This window comes from Pseudomonas floridensis, from assembly GCF_002087235.1.
In the GTDB taxonomy this organism is placed as follows: domain Bacteria; phylum Pseudomonadota; class Gammaproteobacteria; order Pseudomonadales; family Pseudomonadaceae; genus Aquipseudomonas; species Aquipseudomonas floridensis.
In genome coordinates this window covers 1-16,317 of the sequence record NZ_MUIO01000040.1, presented here as the reverse complement: position 1 = coordinate 16,317, position 16,317 = coordinate 1, and the positions used below count along the sequence as shown (strand labels likewise).

Annotated in this window: 15 protein-coding genes; 9 read left to right on the top strand and 6 right to left on the bottom strand. The window is 58.9% G+C overall.

What is annotated here, in order from left to right; genetic code table 11:
• Positions 1–34: 34 nt before the first annotated feature.
• From BZK31_RS11845 to BZK31_RS29030, 3 genes are read left to right on the top strand one after another with little or no spacing between them, the layout of a single operon-like run.
• Entirely contained in the window at positions 35–1,183 is a 1,149-nt protein-coding gene (locus BZK31_RS11845) for a pyridoxal phosphate-dependent aminotransferase (RefSeq protein ID WP_083182873.1), read from the top strand.
• Complete coding sequence (locus BZK31_RS11840) at positions 1,171–1,962, top strand: amidohydrolase (protein ID WP_083182870.1); 792 nt, start codon at positions 1,171–1,173, stop codon at positions 1,960–1,962. Before BZK31_RS11845 ends, BZK31_RS11840 begins: the two co-directional genes overlap by 13 nt.
• Positions 1,963–2,019: 57 nt before the next feature.
• A complete protein-coding gene (locus BZK31_RS29030; protein WP_087881658.1) occupies positions 2,020–2,451 on the top strand; it encodes a hypothetical protein in 432 nt (143 codons plus the stop codon).
• A gap of 105 nt (positions 2,452–2,556) precedes the next feature.
• On the opposite strand, the gene BZK31_RS11830 is transcribed toward BZK31_RS29030, so the two are convergent.
• From BZK31_RS11830 to xseA, 4 genes are all read right to left on the bottom strand, one after another.
• Positions 2,557–3,426, bottom strand: coding sequence for an isocitrate lyase/PEP mutase family protein (locus BZK31_RS11830; protein ID WP_083182860.1), 870 nt, complete (start codon positions 3,424–3,426; stop codon positions 2,557–2,559).
• Between the two features lie 374 nt (positions 3,427–3,800).
• Positions 3,801–5,471, bottom strand: coding sequence for a 2-isopropylmalate synthase (gene leuA / locus BZK31_RS11825; RefSeq protein WP_083182857.1), 1,671 nt, complete (start codon positions 5,469–5,471; stop codon positions 3,801–3,803).
• A 403-nt stretch (positions 5,472–5,874) separates the two neighbouring features.
• Positions 5,875–6,699 (bottom strand): peptidoglycan DD-metalloendopeptidase family protein, encoded by an 825-nt coding sequence (locus BZK31_RS11815; RefSeq protein WP_083182855.1) that lies wholly within the window; start codon positions 6,697–6,699, stop codon positions 5,875–5,877.
• Between the two features lie 7 nt (positions 6,700–6,706).
• Positions 6,707–8,086 (bottom strand): exodeoxyribonuclease VII large subunit, encoded by a 1,380-nt coding sequence (gene xseA / locus BZK31_RS11810; RefSeq protein WP_167377934.1) that lies wholly within the window; start codon positions 8,084–8,086, stop codon positions 6,707–6,709.
• Positions 8,087–8,236: 150 nt separating this feature from the next.
• Here xseA and BZK31_RS11805 point away from each other — a divergent pair, with 150 nt between their 5' ends.
• From BZK31_RS11805 to guaA, 4 genes are all read left to right on the top strand, one after another.
• Positions 8,237–9,016 carry a sulfite exporter TauE/SafE family protein gene (locus tag BZK31_RS11805; RefSeq protein ID WP_083182851.1) on the top strand — a complete coding sequence of 260 codons (780 nt, stop codon included), beginning with the start codon at positions 8,237–8,239 and terminating at the stop codon, positions 9,014–9,016.
• Positions 9,017–9,091: 75 nt separating this feature from the next.
• A complete protein-coding gene (locus BZK31_RS11800) occupies positions 9,092–9,640 on the top strand; it encodes a sugar ABC transporter ATPase (RefSeq protein WP_083182849.1) in 549 nt (182 codons plus the stop codon).
• 95 nt (positions 9,641–9,735) lie between these two features.
• Positions 9,736–11,205, top strand: coding sequence for an IMP dehydrogenase (gene guaB / locus BZK31_RS11795; protein ID WP_083182847.1), 1,470 nt, complete (start codon positions 9,736–9,738; stop codon positions 11,203–11,205).
• Positions 11,206–11,310: 105 nt separating this feature from the next.
• The gene (gene guaA, locus BZK31_RS11790) at positions 11,311–12,888 is read left to right on the top strand and encodes a glutamine-hydrolyzing GMP synthase (protein WP_083182844.1); all 1,578 of its coding nucleotides are present in this window, start codon (positions 11,311–11,313) and stop codon (positions 12,886–12,888) included.
• 319 nt (positions 12,889–13,207) lie between these two features.
• Here the strand turns inward: guaA and BZK31_RS11780 are convergent, their stop codons facing one another.
• Positions 13,208–14,101 (bottom strand): NAD(P)/FAD-dependent oxidoreductase, encoded by an 894-nt coding sequence (locus tag BZK31_RS11780; RefSeq protein ID WP_083182839.1) that lies wholly within the window; start codon positions 14,099–14,101, stop codon positions 13,208–13,210.
• 106 nt (positions 14,102–14,207) lie between these two features.
• Between BZK31_RS11780 and BZK31_RS11775 the strand changes: the two genes are divergently transcribed.
• Positions 14,208–14,837, top strand: coding sequence for a TetR/AcrR family transcriptional regulator (locus BZK31_RS11775; RefSeq protein ID WP_083183062.1), 630 nt, complete (start codon positions 14,208–14,210; stop codon positions 14,835–14,837).
• A gap of 278 nt (positions 14,838–15,115) precedes the next feature.
• Here the strand turns inward: BZK31_RS11775 and BZK31_RS29425 are convergent, their stop codons facing one another.
• The gene (locus tag BZK31_RS29425; protein WP_157900726.1) at positions 15,116–15,559 is read right to left on the bottom strand and encodes a hypothetical protein; all 444 of its coding nucleotides are present in this window, start codon (positions 15,557–15,559) and stop codon (positions 15,116–15,118) included.
• Positions 15,560–15,769: 210 nt separating this feature from the next.
• Between BZK31_RS29425 and BZK31_RS30095 the strand changes: the two genes are divergently transcribed.
• Entirely contained in the window at positions 15,770–16,237 is a 468-nt protein-coding gene (locus BZK31_RS30095) for a hypothetical protein (protein WP_244182669.1), read from the top strand.
• Positions 16,238–16,317 lie beyond the last annotated feature (80 nt).

Below are 16,317 nucleotides of genomic sequence, written 5' to 3'. Positions count from 1 at the left end.
CCGTGGTGCCGGGGGATTGCAGGGAAAGGGCTCCATGATCGACAGCAAGCTGCCTAATGTGGGCACCACCATCTTCACCGTCATGTCACAACTGGCTGCCGAAACCGGTGCCATCAACCTGTCTCAAGGGTTTCCCGATTTCGATGGCCCGCAGGCGCTGCGCGACGCGGTCTGCCGTCATGTCATGCAAGGTCACAATCAATATTCGCCGATGACCGGCCTGCCCGCGCTGCGTCAGCAGGTGGCTGCCAAAATCGCCCGCAGCTATGGGCGCGCGGTCGATGCGGACACGGAAATCACCATTACGCCGGGCGCGACCCAAGGGATTTTCTGTGCGGTGCAGACGGTCATTCGTCCCGGCGACGAGGTGATCATTTTCGACCCGTGCTATGACAGCTATGAGCCTGCGGTCGAACTCGCCGGTGGACGCTGCGTTCACGTACAACTGGGGCTGGATGATTTCGCCATCGACTGGCAGAAGCTGACCGACGCCCTGAGCCCGCGCACACGCATGATCGTCATCAACAGCCCGCACAATCCCAGCGGTGCACTGATCAGCCACGCCGAGCTTGATCGGCTGGCGGCGTTGATTGCCGAGCGTGATATTTACCTGCTCAGCGATGAGGTCTACGAGCATCTGGTGTTCGACGGCCAGCGTCATGTCAGTGTGCTGGACCATGAGGCGCTGTATCAGCGTGCGTTCGTGGTCAGCTCGTTCGGCAAGACCTACCACGTCACCGGCTGGAAAACCGGTTATGTGGTGGCACCGCCCGCGCTGACGGCCGAGATGCGCAAGGTTCATCAGTACGTGAGTTTCTGCGGGGTAACGCCACTGCAGTTCGCACTGGCTGATTTCATGGCCGCGCATCCCGAGCATGTCGATGAGCTGCCGGCCTTCTATCAGGCCAAACGCGATTATTTCTGCGACCAACTGGCAGGTTCGCGTTTCAGTTTCGAGCGAGTCGGCGGCACCTATTTTCAATTGGTGGACTACTCGCAGATACGCCCCGACCTCAATGACGTCGACATGGCGTTGTGGATGACCCGTGAGCATGGCGTGGCAAGTATTCCTATCTCGGTGTTCTACCAGAGTCCGCCTGAAGGCCAGCGACTGATCCGTCTGTGCTTCGCCAAACAAGAGGAAACGCTGCGTCAGGCGGCGGAGAAACTATGCGCGATCTGAGTCAGCTACCGAACCTGAACATCGCTCTGATCCAGACCACGCTGGTCTGGCATGACCGCGACGCCAATCTGGAACATTTCGAGCCTCTGCTCGATCAGGCGCGGGGTGCCGATCTGGTGATCCTGCCGGAGATGTTCACCACCGGATTCTCGATGGAGTCCGAGGTGCTTGCCGAGCCTGAAGCCGGTCCCGCGTCGGCATGGTTGCTGGAGCAGGCCAGGCGCATCGATGCGGTCATTACTGGCAGCGTGATCATTCGCGCTGCCGATGGCAGTCATCGCAATCGATTGTTGTGGGCGCGTCCCGACGGGCAGTTGCTGCATTACGACAAGCGTCACCTGTTCCGCATGGCGGGCGAGCATGAGCATTACACGCCGGGCGAGCGTCAGGTGATGTTCGAACTCAAGGGCTGGCGTATCCGTCCTTTGATTTGTTACGACCTGCGATTCCCGGTCTGGAGTCGCGATGCGCAGGACACCGATCTGCTGCTGTACACCGCCAATTGGCCGGGTGCCCGTCGCCTGCACTGGAACCGCTTACTGCCCGCCAGGGCAATTGAAAACCTGTGTTACGTGGCGGCGGTGAATCGTATCGGGACCGACGGCAAGGGCTTTGCCTATACAGGTGACAGTCAGGTGCTGGACTTCCACGGCGAGAGCCTGCTCAGCGCTGGCGAGGCGGACGGGGTTTTTCAGGCAGCCCTCAATGCGGGTGATCTGCACGCCTATCGGACACGCTTTCCGGCCGGGCTGGACGCTGATGCATTTATTATCAAATAAATGCTTCAGAATGTTTCATGGCGGCCGATAGCGTTCGCAAACCCCCAGGAGAGCGTCATGACTACTATCAATACATCCACGCTAAGTGCTTACTCGAGTTCGCTTTCGGTAACGGTTAAAAACCAGGAAGCACAGGCAGCAAACGCCGCTGCCACCCAGGATGATGAGAAGAAGACGACGGAAGTGTCTCTGGAAGGGGCCAAAGTGGCCGGGACGGCTGAAGGCGGCACTGTGGGCGGTTCCAGCAGCTCGGCACTCGAGTCCACTATCGATAAGATCAAAGAGCAGATCAAGCAGGCTCAGAAGCAACTGGCTCAACAGCAGGCTCAACTGGCGGCAGCGCAAAGCAGTCAAGGCACGCCGGAAGAGAAGGCTCAGCGAGCGATGGCGATCCAGGCACAAATCATGGCCACCAGCGCCTCGTTGCAGACTCTGCAAGGCACGTTGTTGCAATTGCAGACTCAAGGCGGCGTCAACACCAAGGCTTGATGCGCTTCTCGCGACCATCCGCGAAGAAACGAGCTTGAAAAAAAGCCTCCCTCTTGAACGAGAGGGAGGCTTTTTGATTTCTGCGTTACTGCCGTGGCGTCGGGCTTACTCGTTGACGTTCATGAACTTCTTCGCCCATTCCACGTAGTCTTCCGGCTGGGTGTAGGTGTGGGTCAGTTCGGTCGCGCTCATGTTCGAGGTGCTGCCCAGAATCTGGCGCTGTTCACGCAGACAATCGTACGTCGCCTTGATGGCGGCGAAGTACGCTGCATGGCCATGTACGCAAACCCGCACGCCCATTTCAGCGAGACGGTCATTGTCGTGCAGCTCGGGATTTCCGTATGTGACCAGCATCAGTGGCACGGTCAGGCCTTCGGAAATCTGCGCCAGGTGATCAAAGTCACGGATGCCGACGATGGTGATGCCATCGGCGCCTGCGCTCTGGTACTGCTGCACGCGGCTGATGGCTTCCTGAACCGGAATGATCGCTGCGTTGGTGCGGGCGAAGATCGACATTTCAGGATCGACCCGTGCTTCCAGGGCGGCGCGAATCTTGCCCACGCCTTCGGCTGTCGAAATCAGGTCGGTCGACTTGCGGCCAAATTGCGCGGGCAGCAGGGTGTCTTCGATGGTCAGGGCCGAGATACCGGCGCGTTCCAGCTCAGTGACCGTGCGCATGACGTTAAGGGCGTTGCCGTAACCATGGTCTGCGTCTGCAATGACGGGAAGCTGTGCGACACGGCCGATGCGGGTGGCCTGCTCGACGAACTCGCTGAGCGTGATCAGGGCGAAATCAGGCGCTGCCAGTACTTGCAGCGAAGCGACCGAGCCGCCCAGGATGCCGACTTCAAAGCCCAGATCGGCGGCGATGCGCGCAGACATGGGGTCGAATACCGAAGCGGTGTGAAAGCAGGATTTTGACGAGGTCAGCTCACGAAAGCTGCGGCGCAGGTCTTGATGGGAAGCCTTGGGCATAAACGCTCCAAATGTGATTGGATCAGCTCGGCGTTAACGAGGCCGATGCTGTTTTCAATGCACGGAGGGTCTGCCCGTGCATTCTTTTCGTCCGGGAAACAATGCAATAGTCGTCTTGGTTTTATAGGAAGGTGGAGCTGGCAGGTCAATTCAGACAGACATCTTCAGCTTATGAGTTGCTGTTCGATTCGGGTCAGTCTGAAACAAAGGCAGCATGCTACCACAGCATAAATAAAAAAGATTATGCCGAAACGGACAGGGTCATGCGCAGAATGGAATCGCCCGCAAAGCCACGTGTTGAAAGGCGGGGAGGGATGTTTCAGGTCAGCGAAAGGGCAGCGGACCGGTGTCCGCTGCTCTTATCTATCGTTCACTCAGGCCGCTTTGGCTTGTGCCTGACTCAGCGAGCGGTTCAGCGCACTGAACAGCGCGCGGAAGCTGGCGGTGGTGATGTTCTCATCGATGCCCACGCCGTGTACCGCTTTGTCGCCATTCACACGCAGCTCGATGTAGGCAGCGGCCTTGGCCGTTGTGCCGGAACCAATGGCGTGTTCGTTGTAGTCCATGATCTCCACCGCAATCGGCAGACCGGCCACCAGAGCTTCCAGCGCGCCCTTGCCCTTGCCGCGCCAGTGCTGGGTTTCGCCGTCGACATGGACTTCGGCATCGACCGAACTGTTGCCGTTTTCTTCCTGCAACTTGTGGCTGATCAGCGCATAAGGCGTATTGGCCTGCAGGTATTCGCGACGCAGCAGGGAATGAATCTGCTCGGCGCTCATCTCAAGGCCCAGGCGGTCTGTCTCACCCTGTACCACCTGGCTGAACTCGATCTGCATGCGACGCGGCAGCGAGATGCCGTATTCCTGTTCCAGCAGGTAAGTGATGCCACCTTTGCCCGACTGGCTGTTGACACGGATTACCGCCTCGTAGCTGCGACCGATGTCGGCCGGGTCGATCGGCAGGTAAGGCACTTCCCACAGCTCGCCATCCTTCTGCTGAGTGAAGCCCTTGCGGATAGCGTCCTGGTGCGAGCCGGAGAATGCGGTGTGGACCAGGTCGCCGACGTACGGGTGACGTGGGTGAACCGGGATCTGGTTGCATTCCTCAACGACCTTGCGCACCCCGTCGATGTCCGAGAAATCCAGCTCAGGGTTAATACCCTGGGTGTAGAGGTTCAGAGCGACGGTGACCAGGTCGACGTTACCGGTGCGCTCGCCGTTGCCGAACAGACAGCCTTCGACGCGATCCGCGCCCGCCATCAGGCCCAGCTCGGTGGCGGCGACGCCGGTGCCACGGTCATTGTGGGTGTGCAGGCTGATCAGCACGCTGTCACGACGCGTGATGTTGCGACCGAACCATTCGATCTGGTCGGCATAGATATTCGGCGTCGCGACTTCAACGGTGGCAGGCAGGTTCAGGATCACTTTGTTCTGAGGCGTCGGGTTCCAGACCTCGATCACCGCGTCGCAGACTTCCTTGGCGAATTCCAGCTCGGTTGCGCTGAAGGTTTCCGGCGAGTATTCGAAGGTCCACTGGGTTTCAGGCTGCTGAGCGGCGTATTTCACGAACAGCTTGGCGGCATTGACGGCAATGTCCTTCACGCCGGCTTTGTCCTGGTTGAACACGATGCGGCGGAACGACGGGCTGGTCGCGTTATACAGGTGAACGATGGCTTTCTTTGCGCCACGCAGCGATTCGAAGGTGCGGGCGATCAGGTCTTCGCGAGCCTGGGTCAGCACCTGGATGGTGGTGTCGTCCGGGATGTGGCCGTCTTCGATCAGGGTGCGCACGAAGTCGAAGTCGGTCTGTGAGGCGGATGGAAACGAAGCTTCGATTTCCTTGACGCCGACGCTGACCAGCGTTTTCCAGAAACGCAGCTTCTTGACCGCATCCATGGGCTCGATCAGCGACTGGTTACCGTCGCGCAGGTCTGAACTGCACCAGATCGGCGCCGCATTGATGGTCTTGGAAGGCCAGGTGCGGTCAGGCAGATCGATGGTCGGAAACGCGCGGTACTTGTTCGAGGGATCTTTGAGCATGGTCATGTGAATAGTCCTTTGTACTGAAAGGCCGGAAAGAGGCGGCCAACCGTTGTCGCAAACGCAAGGTCGAGGCACTGCAATCTAGCCTGGCAGTCGGGCACTGACCAGGCTGAGGCACCGATGTTGGCGCAACAGAATGAGGGTTTGAGAGGTTTTCATGTGGCCAACCGTAACCATTGGAGTAAAGGATGGCAAGCACTTGAAAATAATTGGGATAAATTCCTGTTATCTTGATTTTTGAGCTTTTTAACAGCGCATTAATCAATATTTTTACAGGGTTATTGTTGAGGCTCGGTGATGTGCGCAAGACGGGTGGCGCTTGTTGCTCCTGCGCAAATGCAGCGAGCGGCACCGTCTCTTTCGCAAGCAGGACAGTTTCTGAGGGCTGACCTGCTACTCGTTACGATCAGGGCTGAAACGCGCCGATGAAGATGGCCGGATCGACCCGTGCATCGTTCAGGCTGACATTCCAGTGCATGTGCGGGCCGGTTGCCCGGCCTGTGGAGCCGACCTTGCCCACGACGCCACCACGCGGCACCAGATCGCCCGGCTTCACATCGATCTTCGACAGGTGACAGAACATGCTGATGAAGCCTTGGCCATGATCGACGAACACCGTGTTGCCGTTGAAGAAGTAATCGCCGATCAGAATCACTTTGCCAGCCGCCGGTGACTTGATCGGCGTGCCCGCAGGCACTGCAAAGTCCAGCCCGGCATGCGGGTTGCGTTCTTCGCCGTTGAAGAAGCGACGAACCCCGAACTTGCTGGACAGCGGGCCGTTGACCGGTTTGTCGAGAATCAGGTTGCTCGGCGTGCCGGGGCTGAAACTGCGATAGGCACGGATCTGTTCGGCCAGTTCACCTTCGATACGCGTGTTGTCTTCGGGGTTGGGATTGACCTGGCGTTTGTTCTTCAAGGTGATGTGCTGCTCCGGGTACTTCTTGGTGCCGACCGTGAAGTTGAGCGTGCGACCGCCTGAGGCTATCTGCTGCGTCCCCGGCTTGACCGTCAGCGGAATGCCGACAATCGCCAGCCAGCGCGTGCCTTGCTCTTTGACCACCAGCACCGGCTTGTCCTGATAGGTGGCGGTCGGCGCCTGCGCGCCGGTTCCCAGGTCGATGACGGCAACGCCGCCCGGCACCGGTTTGTTCAGGGCGCGGGTGATGAAACTGTCGGCCTGGGCAGGCAGGCACAGCAGCAGAGCGAACAGCGGGGCGATAAAACGTAGCATCGGGCAGTCAGTCCAGAAGAGAGAGGGTCACGGGCGTCAGATGGTTGTCCTCGACCCGCACTTGCAGTTCGCCTTCGCCCAGTTTTGCGGTCAGGCGCTGGCCGGTCTGGGTTTGTGCGGCGGTGCGAATCGCCTGTCCCCGCTCGTCGAGCAGAATGCTGTAACCGCGCCCCAGAGTAGCGAGCGGGCTGACGACGTTAAGGGTCTGAACCTGGCTTTGCAGTTGTAATTTGCGGGTCTTGATCTGTTCGCGAATGGCGCGTGGCAGGCGTTCGGCCAGACCGTCGAGGCGCTGACGCAGGAACGCCAGAGTACGTCCCGGATGCTGGGCAGCGAGTCGACTTTCCATGTGCGCCAGCCGCACCTGACGTTTGTGCATGCTCTGTTCAAAGGCGCGACGCAGGCGCATGTCCAGATCATCCAGGCGCTGTGACTGTTGACGCAGGCGCTCGCCGGGATGGCGCAGGCGCCGGGATATCCCTTCGAGGCGCAGACGCTCGCGCATCAGGCGGTCCTGCATACGGCTGATCAGTCGGCGATGCAGGTTGTCGACGCGGCGGTGCAGGTCGCTGGAATCGGGAGCCAACAGTTCGGCGGCCGCTGACGGCGTCGGTGCACGCACGTCCGCCACGAAGTCGCTGATCGATACGTCGGTTTCATGCCCGACCGCACTGACGATCGGCGTCACGCAGGCGTCGATGGCGCGGGCCACGGCCTCTTCGTTGAAGCACCACAGGTCTTCCAGCGAGCCGCCGCCCCGGGCGAGGATCAGCGCGTCGAAGCCGCGGGAGTCGGCCAGTTTGAGCGCGCGGACAATCTGGTTAATCGCTTCGCGGCCTTGAACGGCGGTCGGGATCAGCGTCAGTTCGACCCGCGGCGCACGCCGCCGGAACACGCTGATGATGTCGCGGATCACCGCGCCGGTCGGCGAGCTGATGATGCCGATCCGCTGCGGGTGCAAGGGCAGGGCGACCTTGCGTTCGGCGCTGAACAAGCCTTCGTCGCTGAGTTTGGCTTTCAGTGCATCGAATGCCAGGCGCAACGCGCCGTCGCCCGCCGGTTCGACGGTGTCGAGGATCAGTTGGTAATCGCCACGGCCTTCGAACAACGAAACCTTGCCGCGTACCTTGACCTGCAGCCCGTCCTTCAACGCCTGGCGTACCCGCGCCGCACTCTGGCGGAACAGTGCGCAACGCACTTGGGCGCCGGAGTCCTTGAGGGTGAAGTACACATGCCCCGACGCCGGGCGCGAGAGATTGGAAATCTCGCCCTCGACCCAGATGCTGCTGAACACGTCTTCCAGCAACACCCGGGCGCGGCCGTTGAGCTGGCTGACAGTAAGGACTTCCCGGTCGAGGCCGAGTCTTGCGAAAGGGTCTTTGATCATGCCGGGCATCATACGCGGAGCACGGGCTCGATCAAAAGCCCGAAGATGCTCGTTGCGCGAGCGTCCGGTCGATCCGGCAGCCATCCACGTGAAGGCGACTCCCCCGCGTCTTTGCTACAGTCGCTTTAATCCCTCTGGAAAGGAAGCATCGTGGGCGATATCGGGGTGTTCTCGGCCTTCACTCAACTGGGCTTCACACCGCTTGACTGGCTGATCATCGAGCTGAGTGTGGCGGCTGCCTACATCGTATTCGGCATTGCCGGTTTCGGCACAGCGCTGGTGGCCGGGCCGATCCTGATCCACTTGATGCCGCTGTCCCGCATTATCCCGCTGCTGGTGATGCTGGATTTTCTCGCGGCATTCGGCAATCTGCTGCCCTCGCGCCAGTCGGTGGTCAGATCCGAACTGCTGCGTCTGTTGCCGTGCATGGCGTTAGGTTGCACGCTGGGCGTGCTGTTTCTGCTCAACCTCAAATCCGACCTGCTGCTTCTATTAATGGGCGTCTTCGTGACCGGGTACGCGGTGTACAGCCTGGCCATCAAGGTGCGGCCGACGCAACTGGCCGCAGGCTGGGCAATCCCCATGGGCACCATTGGCGGTCTGTTCGGCGCGCTGTTTGGCAGTGGCGGCTTTTTATACGCGATCTACCTGAACAGTCGCCTCACGTCCAAAGAGCAGGCCCGGGCCACGCAAAGTGCGCTGATCAGTTGCAGCACCGTCGTACGCTTGAGCCTGTTTTTGATCGCGGGTGTTTACGCCGAAATCCCGCTGCTGGTGCTGGGCGTCTGTCTGTTGCCCGCGATGCTGACCGGCTCCTGGGTGGGCAGGGCGCTGACCCAGAGGCTGTCCCGCGAAACCTTTGTGCGTCTGGTGACCTGGCTGGTGCTGGTCAGTGGCATGGCCCTGATCGCCCGCTACTTTTCCGGTTGACGGGACGTTTGAACTTGACCTGAAACCATGGCCGATTAAGCTGCGGCCTCGATTCGCTGCAAACGACAGTCCGTCATGAACACCCAAAGCATCATCGTCCCGCAAATCTCCACCTTTCCTGCGCACGAGGCGAGGGCGCGCCTGATCCTGCGCTGGCTGGTCAAGCTCAATGTCGTCGAGCCCGAACTGACGACTTGCGGGCGTGCCGGAAACAAAATGGCCTACGCCGTGGCGCCGGGTGCCAGACGCGTGGTGCAGAACCCCGACGCATTGCCGTTCGGTGAAACCGTCAACGGGCTGGAGATCGTGACCAAGCGCTGCATCTTCACCCCGCTGAACAACTTCGCCGAAGAAGCCGGTTGCCCGGAATGCCGCCGTGAAATCGGCGAAGCGCTGTTCGACAGCCTGGAAGACTGGATGCCCGGCCACACTGACAACTTCACCTGCCCGGAATGCCGGCACGAAGACGACATCAATGGCTTTTTGTTTCTGGACGCCTGCGGTTTTTCCAACCTGGGTTTCATCTTCAACAACTGGCTGGATGCGTCCTTTACGCAGACCTTTCTCGATGACTTCGCCGAACGTCTGGATCGGCCGGTGTCTTTCGTCAAAGTGCGTTTATAAACGGCTTCAATAATAGACTGAGGTTTACATTGAGCCGGGCGGGGTGTGTGGGTATAATGGCGCGCTTCCAATTTTCCCGCCCGGGAGCCCCCGCGATGCTGCGTATCAGTCAAGAAGCCCTTACATTCGACGACATTCTCCTTGTGCCCGGTTATTCCGAGGTACTGCCCAACGAAGTCAGTCTGAAAACCCGTTTGACCCGTGGCATCGAGCTGAATATTCCTTTGGTCTCCGCTGCAATGGACACTGTCACCGAGGCCCGTCTGGCAATCGCCATGGCCCAGGAAGGCGGTATCGGTATCATCCACAAGAACATGACCATCGAGCAGCAGGCTGCCGAAGTGCGCAAGGTCAAGAAATTCGAGGCCGGTGTCGTCAAGGACCCGATCACGATCGAGGCCGACGCCACGGTTCGCGATCTGTTCGAACTGACCCGCATGCACAACATTTCCGGCGTACCCGTGCTGCATGATGGCGACCTGGTCGGCATCGTGACTTCCCGTGACGTGCGTTTCGAAAACCGTCTCGATGTCCCTGTCCGCGAAGTGATGACGCCTAAAGAGCGTCTGGTCACCGTTCGCGAAGGCGCTGACAAGAATGAAGTGCGCGAGTTGCTGCACAAGCACCGTCTGGAAAAAGTCCTGATCGTCGACGGCAAGTTCGCGCTCAAGGGCATGATGACCGTCAAGGACATCGAAAAGGCCAAGGCCTATCCGCTGGCCAGCAAGGACGACCAGGGTCGTCTGCGCGTCGGTGCTGCGGTCGGCACCGGCAAGGACACTGGCGAGCGTGTGACTGCACTGGTTGCCGCAGGCGTTGACGTCGTGGTCGTCGATACCGCCCACGGTCACTCCAAAGGCGTGATCGACCGCGTTCGGTGGGTCAAGGAAAATTTCCCGGAAGTGCAGGTCATCGGCGGCAACATTGCCACCGGTGAAGCCGCCAAGGCGCTGGTCGCCGCTGGCGCCGACGCCGTCAAAGTCGGCATCGGCCCTGGCTCGATCTGCACCACCCGTATCGTCGCCGGTGTCGGCGTTCCACAGATCAGCGCCATCGCCAACGTTTCCGCTGCCCTCGAAGGCACCGGCGTGCCGATGATCGCCGACGGCGGCATCCGCTTCTCCGGTGACCTGTCCAAGGCCATCGTGGCTGGCGCATCCTGCGTAATGATGGGCTCGATGTTCGCCGGTACCGAAGAGGCGCCGGGCGAGATCGAGCTGTTCCAGGGTCGTTCCTACAAGGCGTATCGCGGTATGGGTTCGCTGGGTGCAATGTCCCAGGCGCAAGGCTCGTCCGACCGCTATTTCCAGGACTCGTCCGCAGGTGCCGAAAAGCTGGTGCCAGAAGGTATCGAAGGTCGTGTGGCCTATAAAGGCCCGCTGTCCGCCATCATCCATCAATTGATGGGCGGTCTGCGCTCTTCCATGGGTTACACCGGCAGTGCCACCATCGAAGAAATGCGCACCAAGCCCGAATTCGTGCGCATCACCGGTGCCGGCATGGCTGAATCCCACGTCCACGACGTGCAGATCACCAAGGAAGCGCCGAACTATCGCGTTGGTTGATCCGGATTGCATCGTGGTTCGCGCTGCGATGCAGTTCAGCAAGTTTCATAGCCGGGGCTGTTGACGCAGCCCCGTGTCGTTTCTGTTTTTTGACGAGATTGAGTCATGGCCCTCGACATTCACGCCCACCGTATCCTGATCCTCGACTTCGGTTCCCAATACACCCAATTGATCGCCCGTCGCGTGCGTGAAATCGGCGTGTACTGCGAACTGCATCCGTTCGACATGGACGACGAAGCGATTCGCGAATTCGCCCCGCGCGGCATCATCCTCGCCGGTGGCCCGGAGTCCGTGCACGAAGCCAACAGCCCGCGTGCGCCACAGGCCGTGTTCGACCTCAACGTTCCCGTCTTCGGCATCTGCTACGGCATGCAGACCATGGCTGAACAACTGGGCGGCCGCGTTGCCGGTTCCGACCTGCGTGAATTCGGTTATGCCCGCGTCGACGTCGTTGGCAAGAGCCGCATCCTTGACGGCATCGAAGACCACATCGACGCTGATGGCGTGTTCGGTCTCGATGTGTGGATGAGTCACGGCGACAAAGTCACTGAAATCCCGGACGGCTTCCACGTTCTGGCCAGCACCCCGAGTTGCCCGATCGCCGGCATGGCCGACGACACCCGTGGCTACTACGGCGTGCAGTTCCACCCGGAAGTGACCCACACCAAGCAGGGCGGTCGCATCCTGTCGCGCTTCATCCTCGACATCTGCGGCTGCGAAGCACTGTGGACGCCGTCGCACATCGCTGACGACGCGATCGCCACCATTCGCGCCCAGGTTGGCACCGACAACGTCCTGCTGGGCCTGTCCGGCGGCGTCGACTCCTCCGTGGTCGCAGCGCTGCTGCACAAGGCCATCGGCGATCAACTGACTTGCGTCTTCGTCGACAACGGCCTGTTGCGCTTGCACGAAGGTGAACAGGTCATGGCCATGTTCGCCGAGAACATGGGCGTCAAGGTCATCCGCGCCAATGCCGAAGAGCAGTTCCTGAACAACCTGGCAGGCGAAAGCGATCCAGAGAAGAAGCGCAAAATCATCGGCCGTACTTTCATTGACGTGTTCGATGCCGAATCCTGCAAGCTGGACAACATCAAGTACCTGGCCCAAGGCACCATCTATCCGGACGTGATCGAGTCAGCTGGCGCGAAGAGCGGCAAAGCCCACGTCATCAAGTCGCACCACAACGTGGGCGGCCTGCCGGAGGAGATGAATCTCAAACTGGTCGAGCCCCTGCGCGAACTGTTCAAGGACGAAGTCCGCCGCCTCGGCCTGGAACTCGGCCTGCCGTACGACATGGTCTACCGCCACCCATTCCCGGGCCCGGGCCTGGGCGTGCGCATCTTGGGTGAAGTGAAAAAGGAATACGCCGACCTGCTGCGTCGCGCAGACCACATCTTCATCGAAGAACTGCGCAAGGCCGACTGGTATCACAAAGTCAGCCAGGCCTTCGTCGTGTTCCAGCCTGTCAAATCGGTAGGCGTCGTCGGCGACGGCCGTCGCTACGCCTGGGTTGTCGCACTGCGCGCCGTAGAAACCATCGACTTCATGACCGCACGCTGGGCGCACCTGCCTTACGAGCTGCTGGAGACGGTAAGTGGCCGCATCATCAACGAGATCGAGGGTATTTCCCGCGTTACTTACGATGTGTCGAGCAAGCCGCCTGCGACGATTGAGTGGGAATGATCCCGCGTCCGGCATTGTCCGGTAGCGAGTGCTAAGAAACACCCGGAAGCCCGCGCAATTGCGGGCTTTTGTTTTTTTTGGATCTAGCAGTTTCCGGCAGCTTCTTGCATCGGCTAGCGCCGTGTTTGAGTAGCGTGGTGCGTGAGTGCTTTTTTGAGCCTGGTGTTTTTTACGTGGAATACGTGACGTCCATGCTGGCCGATACCAAGCTGCGTAACCTCAAGCCAAAAGAAAAGGCGCGCAACATCACACCAAATCCGCCTTTACAACGGCGCAACCTTTAAAAGCCTGCGACAACCGAACAAGGACATCTGTGCTCTCAAACCAGCATCGACTGTTGGGCGAAGATGCCCGCCATCGCGCCTTGCCATGATGCCGTGGTGACCGAGGCCATGTGGGGATTGGCGAGATCGCCAGCAGCGTAAACGCCGGGCATACTGGTTTCGCGGCGTTCGTCGACCTTGATGGCGATGCCCAGGGGTGTATCGACCGTGGCGAGGCCCAGCAATTCATGCAAGCGTGCGGACGGCTTGTTGCGCGGATGCGCGAACAGGATGTCGATCGCGACAGGGGGGCCGGCATCGAGTCTGACGGTGGTGTTATGGCTCTCCTCATGGTCGATTTTGGTGATCCGGCCGTCGACGACAAGGATGCCTCGGCGCGCGAGATCGCCCCGGATGTCGAGTGGAATGTCGTGACCATTGGCGAAGACCGTCAATGTGTCAGTCCAATCGTGGTACAGCCTGACGTAGTTATGTGACGGCGGTCCGGACCAGACGAGGCCCCAATGCCGGTCGGCAACTTCATAGCCGTCACAATAGGGGCAGGGCACGATGGAGGTGCCCCAACCTTCGGCAAAGCCGGGAACTTCAGGCATCTGGTCGGCGACGCCATAGCTCAGGATCAGACGGCGCCCCCTGTGGATTTCGCCATCGCCTGTGAGGATCGCGAAATCGTCAAGGGTGCCGGAGATACCCTCGGCTCGTGCAGTGACCATACTGATCGTAGGGTACCGTGCCAGTTGCTGCCGCGCCTCTGCAAGAATCTCCAGCGGTGGCTTGTGGTCGTGGCCGAGCAAGCCGTGCGAGTGGCTGGCGAGGCGATTGCGCGGAAGGCCGGTATCAAGAACGGTGACCTTTCGGCGGGCACGACCAAGCTGCAGGGCAGCGGCAAGCCCCGCAAAACTGCCGCCGATTATGATGACGTCATTCATGGTGATGGGCTCCGCATTGTGGATGAAGGGATATGTGTTTTACTTTTTGGATACTGTTGAGTACCATAATTCTGGAATTAGAATACTGTCAAGTACTGGAATTTTTGTGAACGAAAATAACCAAACCCGGCGCGGCCGTCCGGTCAATGAAGCGCTCAGCCAAACGATCGTCGACGCCGCCGGCGAACTTTTTGTGGAGTTGGGTTTTCAAGCGACAACAATGGACAAGGTCGCCCAGCGGGCAAAAATATCCAAGCTAAGCATCTACCGACACTTCGAAAATAAAGAGGCGCTGTTCAGTGCGGCCATCGCGGCCCACTGCCATCAGTTTGCACCACAAGCTATCATTGAAGGCGTCGACGGTTCGGCTGCGGATCAGCTCATGGCGGTGGGAACGTTCCTGCTGCGCACGTTACTGAGCCCGGAGGTGCGCAGTGTTGAAGCTATGATCGTGGTCGACAAGATGAAGCAAAAGTCGTTGAGCAAGCTCCATTATGAAGCAGGCCCTGCCTATGTCATCGCCCAGATAGAGGCTCTATTGCGTCAGTTGCACGCGAAAGCGGTATTGAGTGTGCCCGCCCCTCGAGAGTCCGCTCGCTTGTTTGCCGCGCTTATCAAAGGATCAGATCTTCTGATGATCGCTCGCTTCGATGAGGCGATAGCGGAGAACTCCAACGAAATCGAATCCTATTGCCGGTCTGCGGTCGACATGTTTATTGCCGCGCACGATCTTTAGCGGATGATTCGACCGCCTGATGTTGCTGGATAGCTAGCCATTACTAAAAGTGATTCTGTTGAAAAAAGTCGACCGTGGTTTGCTCAGCAGAAAGTACGCGTTGGAGATTGAAGTCTTACTTCGGGATAATTCCAGGCTCTGAGTTAACCTGGCAGTTTGCAAGAAAGGCTTTTCCCCCGTCAACGATCAGGCTGTTCGGGCAAACCGACTTTTTAACAGTATTGGCCGATAGCGGTCGATCATAAGTGAGCCGCTGCCCGCTGTGGTCTGTCAACACATCAGTCTCGGTGCTTGAGCCCGACCGAGGTGCGACAGTTCCGGGATTCGACACTTCCTTGTCTATAAGGCCAACACGCACGTTCTTTCATGCTGGGGGACTGCCGGATGATTGTTAGCTTCACTTTCTTCGGACCCTTGTTGTCAGGAGAAAGATCGTAGGTAGCGCGCAGAGCAACAATATTGTTAGCGCTTCTTGGCACATAGTTCTGATTGTTGAATACGGTTTGTCGAGCTGAATTGGTTGGAGTCGATTCCTCATCGCTTCCGGTGGAGCTGATCGCCTGAATGAATGCAGAGTTGAGCGTCGAGATTCTGCTACCAAAGTGTACTGCACCTGTCGTTGCCGTGCTTCCAATCATCACGCAGATGATCACGTAAAAATGGCCACGTTTGTGACGTGTTCGAATGACTCGTTTTGGAGCATCGGTAATGTCCGCTCTCATCTTTGAATCTTCCTTGAAGAGCTGAAATCTGCGCTGTGCTCAGACTTCGCCCGCATCATCCACGATCAAGCTTTAAGAAGCAGAGCTATAATCCACAGCGGTAGCAAAAGCAACGCATAGCCGCCATCCGCCGTACAAAGCTAGCTGACAACAGAGACATCCGCACCTGGAAAAAGTAACCTCTATAAACTTCAGGAGTCGAGAGGTGGAATGAGTAATCTGCTATCTATTGCAAGCCATAAGTCCAAGTACAGCTTCGGCTTCTACCCGACCTTTTCCGTTGACGGTGTACCTCTGGAGGTCTGGCTGCCTCGGCACAATCGGGAAGCGGAGCTACACCTCGTAGCAGCTCATTCAGGCTTGTATAGCGATGACGACAACTATTTGGTATGGGATCGGACCTACTCTACATCGCCGGGCTGGGCGACCCTGGTTCCCCTGCTTGTTTGCTCTGATGATTTGGACCTGACATGTAATGTCATTGTCGCTGAGCAGCACGCCGATGAGCATCACGTCCACTGGCGCCGATTTGGCTTGCTGAGGGGGTTGATCAGTCTGCAATCTCCTGCCGTTGATTGGTACGACTCAATACCGAGCCTGACTTTCGAACGCGCCCATTTCCAGAGTGTGCTGGACGTGTTCCGCAAGCAAGAGGGCATCAAAATGGACTGGGATTAGTAACGAAAGCTGGTGTATGCGGGCGACCACTTTCGACCTGAACCTGCCTTTCATTAGGCTCTGTACGAAAAGTCGGCGAG

Coding starts and splice junctions, on each gene's coding strand:
- BZK31_RS11780 (WP_083182839.1), bottom strand. CDS start 14,101: ATGAATGACGTCATCATAATCGGCGGCAGTTTTGCGGGGCTTGCCGCT.
- BZK31_RS29030 (WP_087881658.1), top strand. CDS start 2,020: ATGACTACTATCAATACATCCACGCTAAGTGCTTACTCGAGTTCGCTT.
- leuA (WP_083182857.1), bottom strand. CDS start 5,471: ATGACCATGCTCAAAGATCCCTCGAACAAGTACCGCGCGTTTCCGACC.
- BZK31_RS11845 (WP_083182873.1), top strand. CDS start 35: ATGATCGACAGCAAGCTGCCTAATGTGGGCACCACCATCTTCACCGTC.
- BZK31_RS30095 (WP_244182669.1), top strand. CDS start 15,770: ATGAGTAATCTGCTATCTATTGCAAGCCATAAGTCCAAGTACAGCTTC.
- BZK31_RS11800 (WP_083182849.1), top strand. CDS start 9,092: ATGAACACCCAAAGCATCATCGTCCCGCAAATCTCCACCTTTCCTGCG.
- BZK31_RS11830 (WP_083182860.1), bottom strand. CDS start 3,426: ATGCCCAAGGCTTCCCATCAAGACCTGCGCCGCAGCTTTCGTGAGCTG.
- guaA (WP_083182844.1), top strand. CDS start 11,311: ATGGCCCTCGACATTCACGCCCACCGTATCCTGATCCTCGACTTCGGT.
- guaB (WP_083182847.1), top strand. CDS start 9,736: ATGCTGCGTATCAGTCAAGAAGCCCTTACATTCGACGACATTCTCCTT.
- BZK31_RS29425 (WP_157900726.1), bottom strand. CDS start 15,559: ATGAGAGCGGACATTACCGATGCTCCAAAACGAGTCATTCGAACACGT.
- xseA (WP_167377934.1), bottom strand. CDS start 8,086: ATGATCAAAGACCCTTTCGCAAGACTCGGCCTCGACCGGGAAGTCCTT.
- BZK31_RS11840 (WP_083182870.1), top strand. CDS start 1,171: ATGCGCGATCTGAGTCAGCTACCGAACCTGAACATCGCTCTGATCCAG.
- BZK31_RS11815 (WP_083182855.1), bottom strand. CDS start 6,699: ATGCTACGTTTTATCGCCCCGCTGTTCGCTCTGCTGCTGTGCCTGCCT.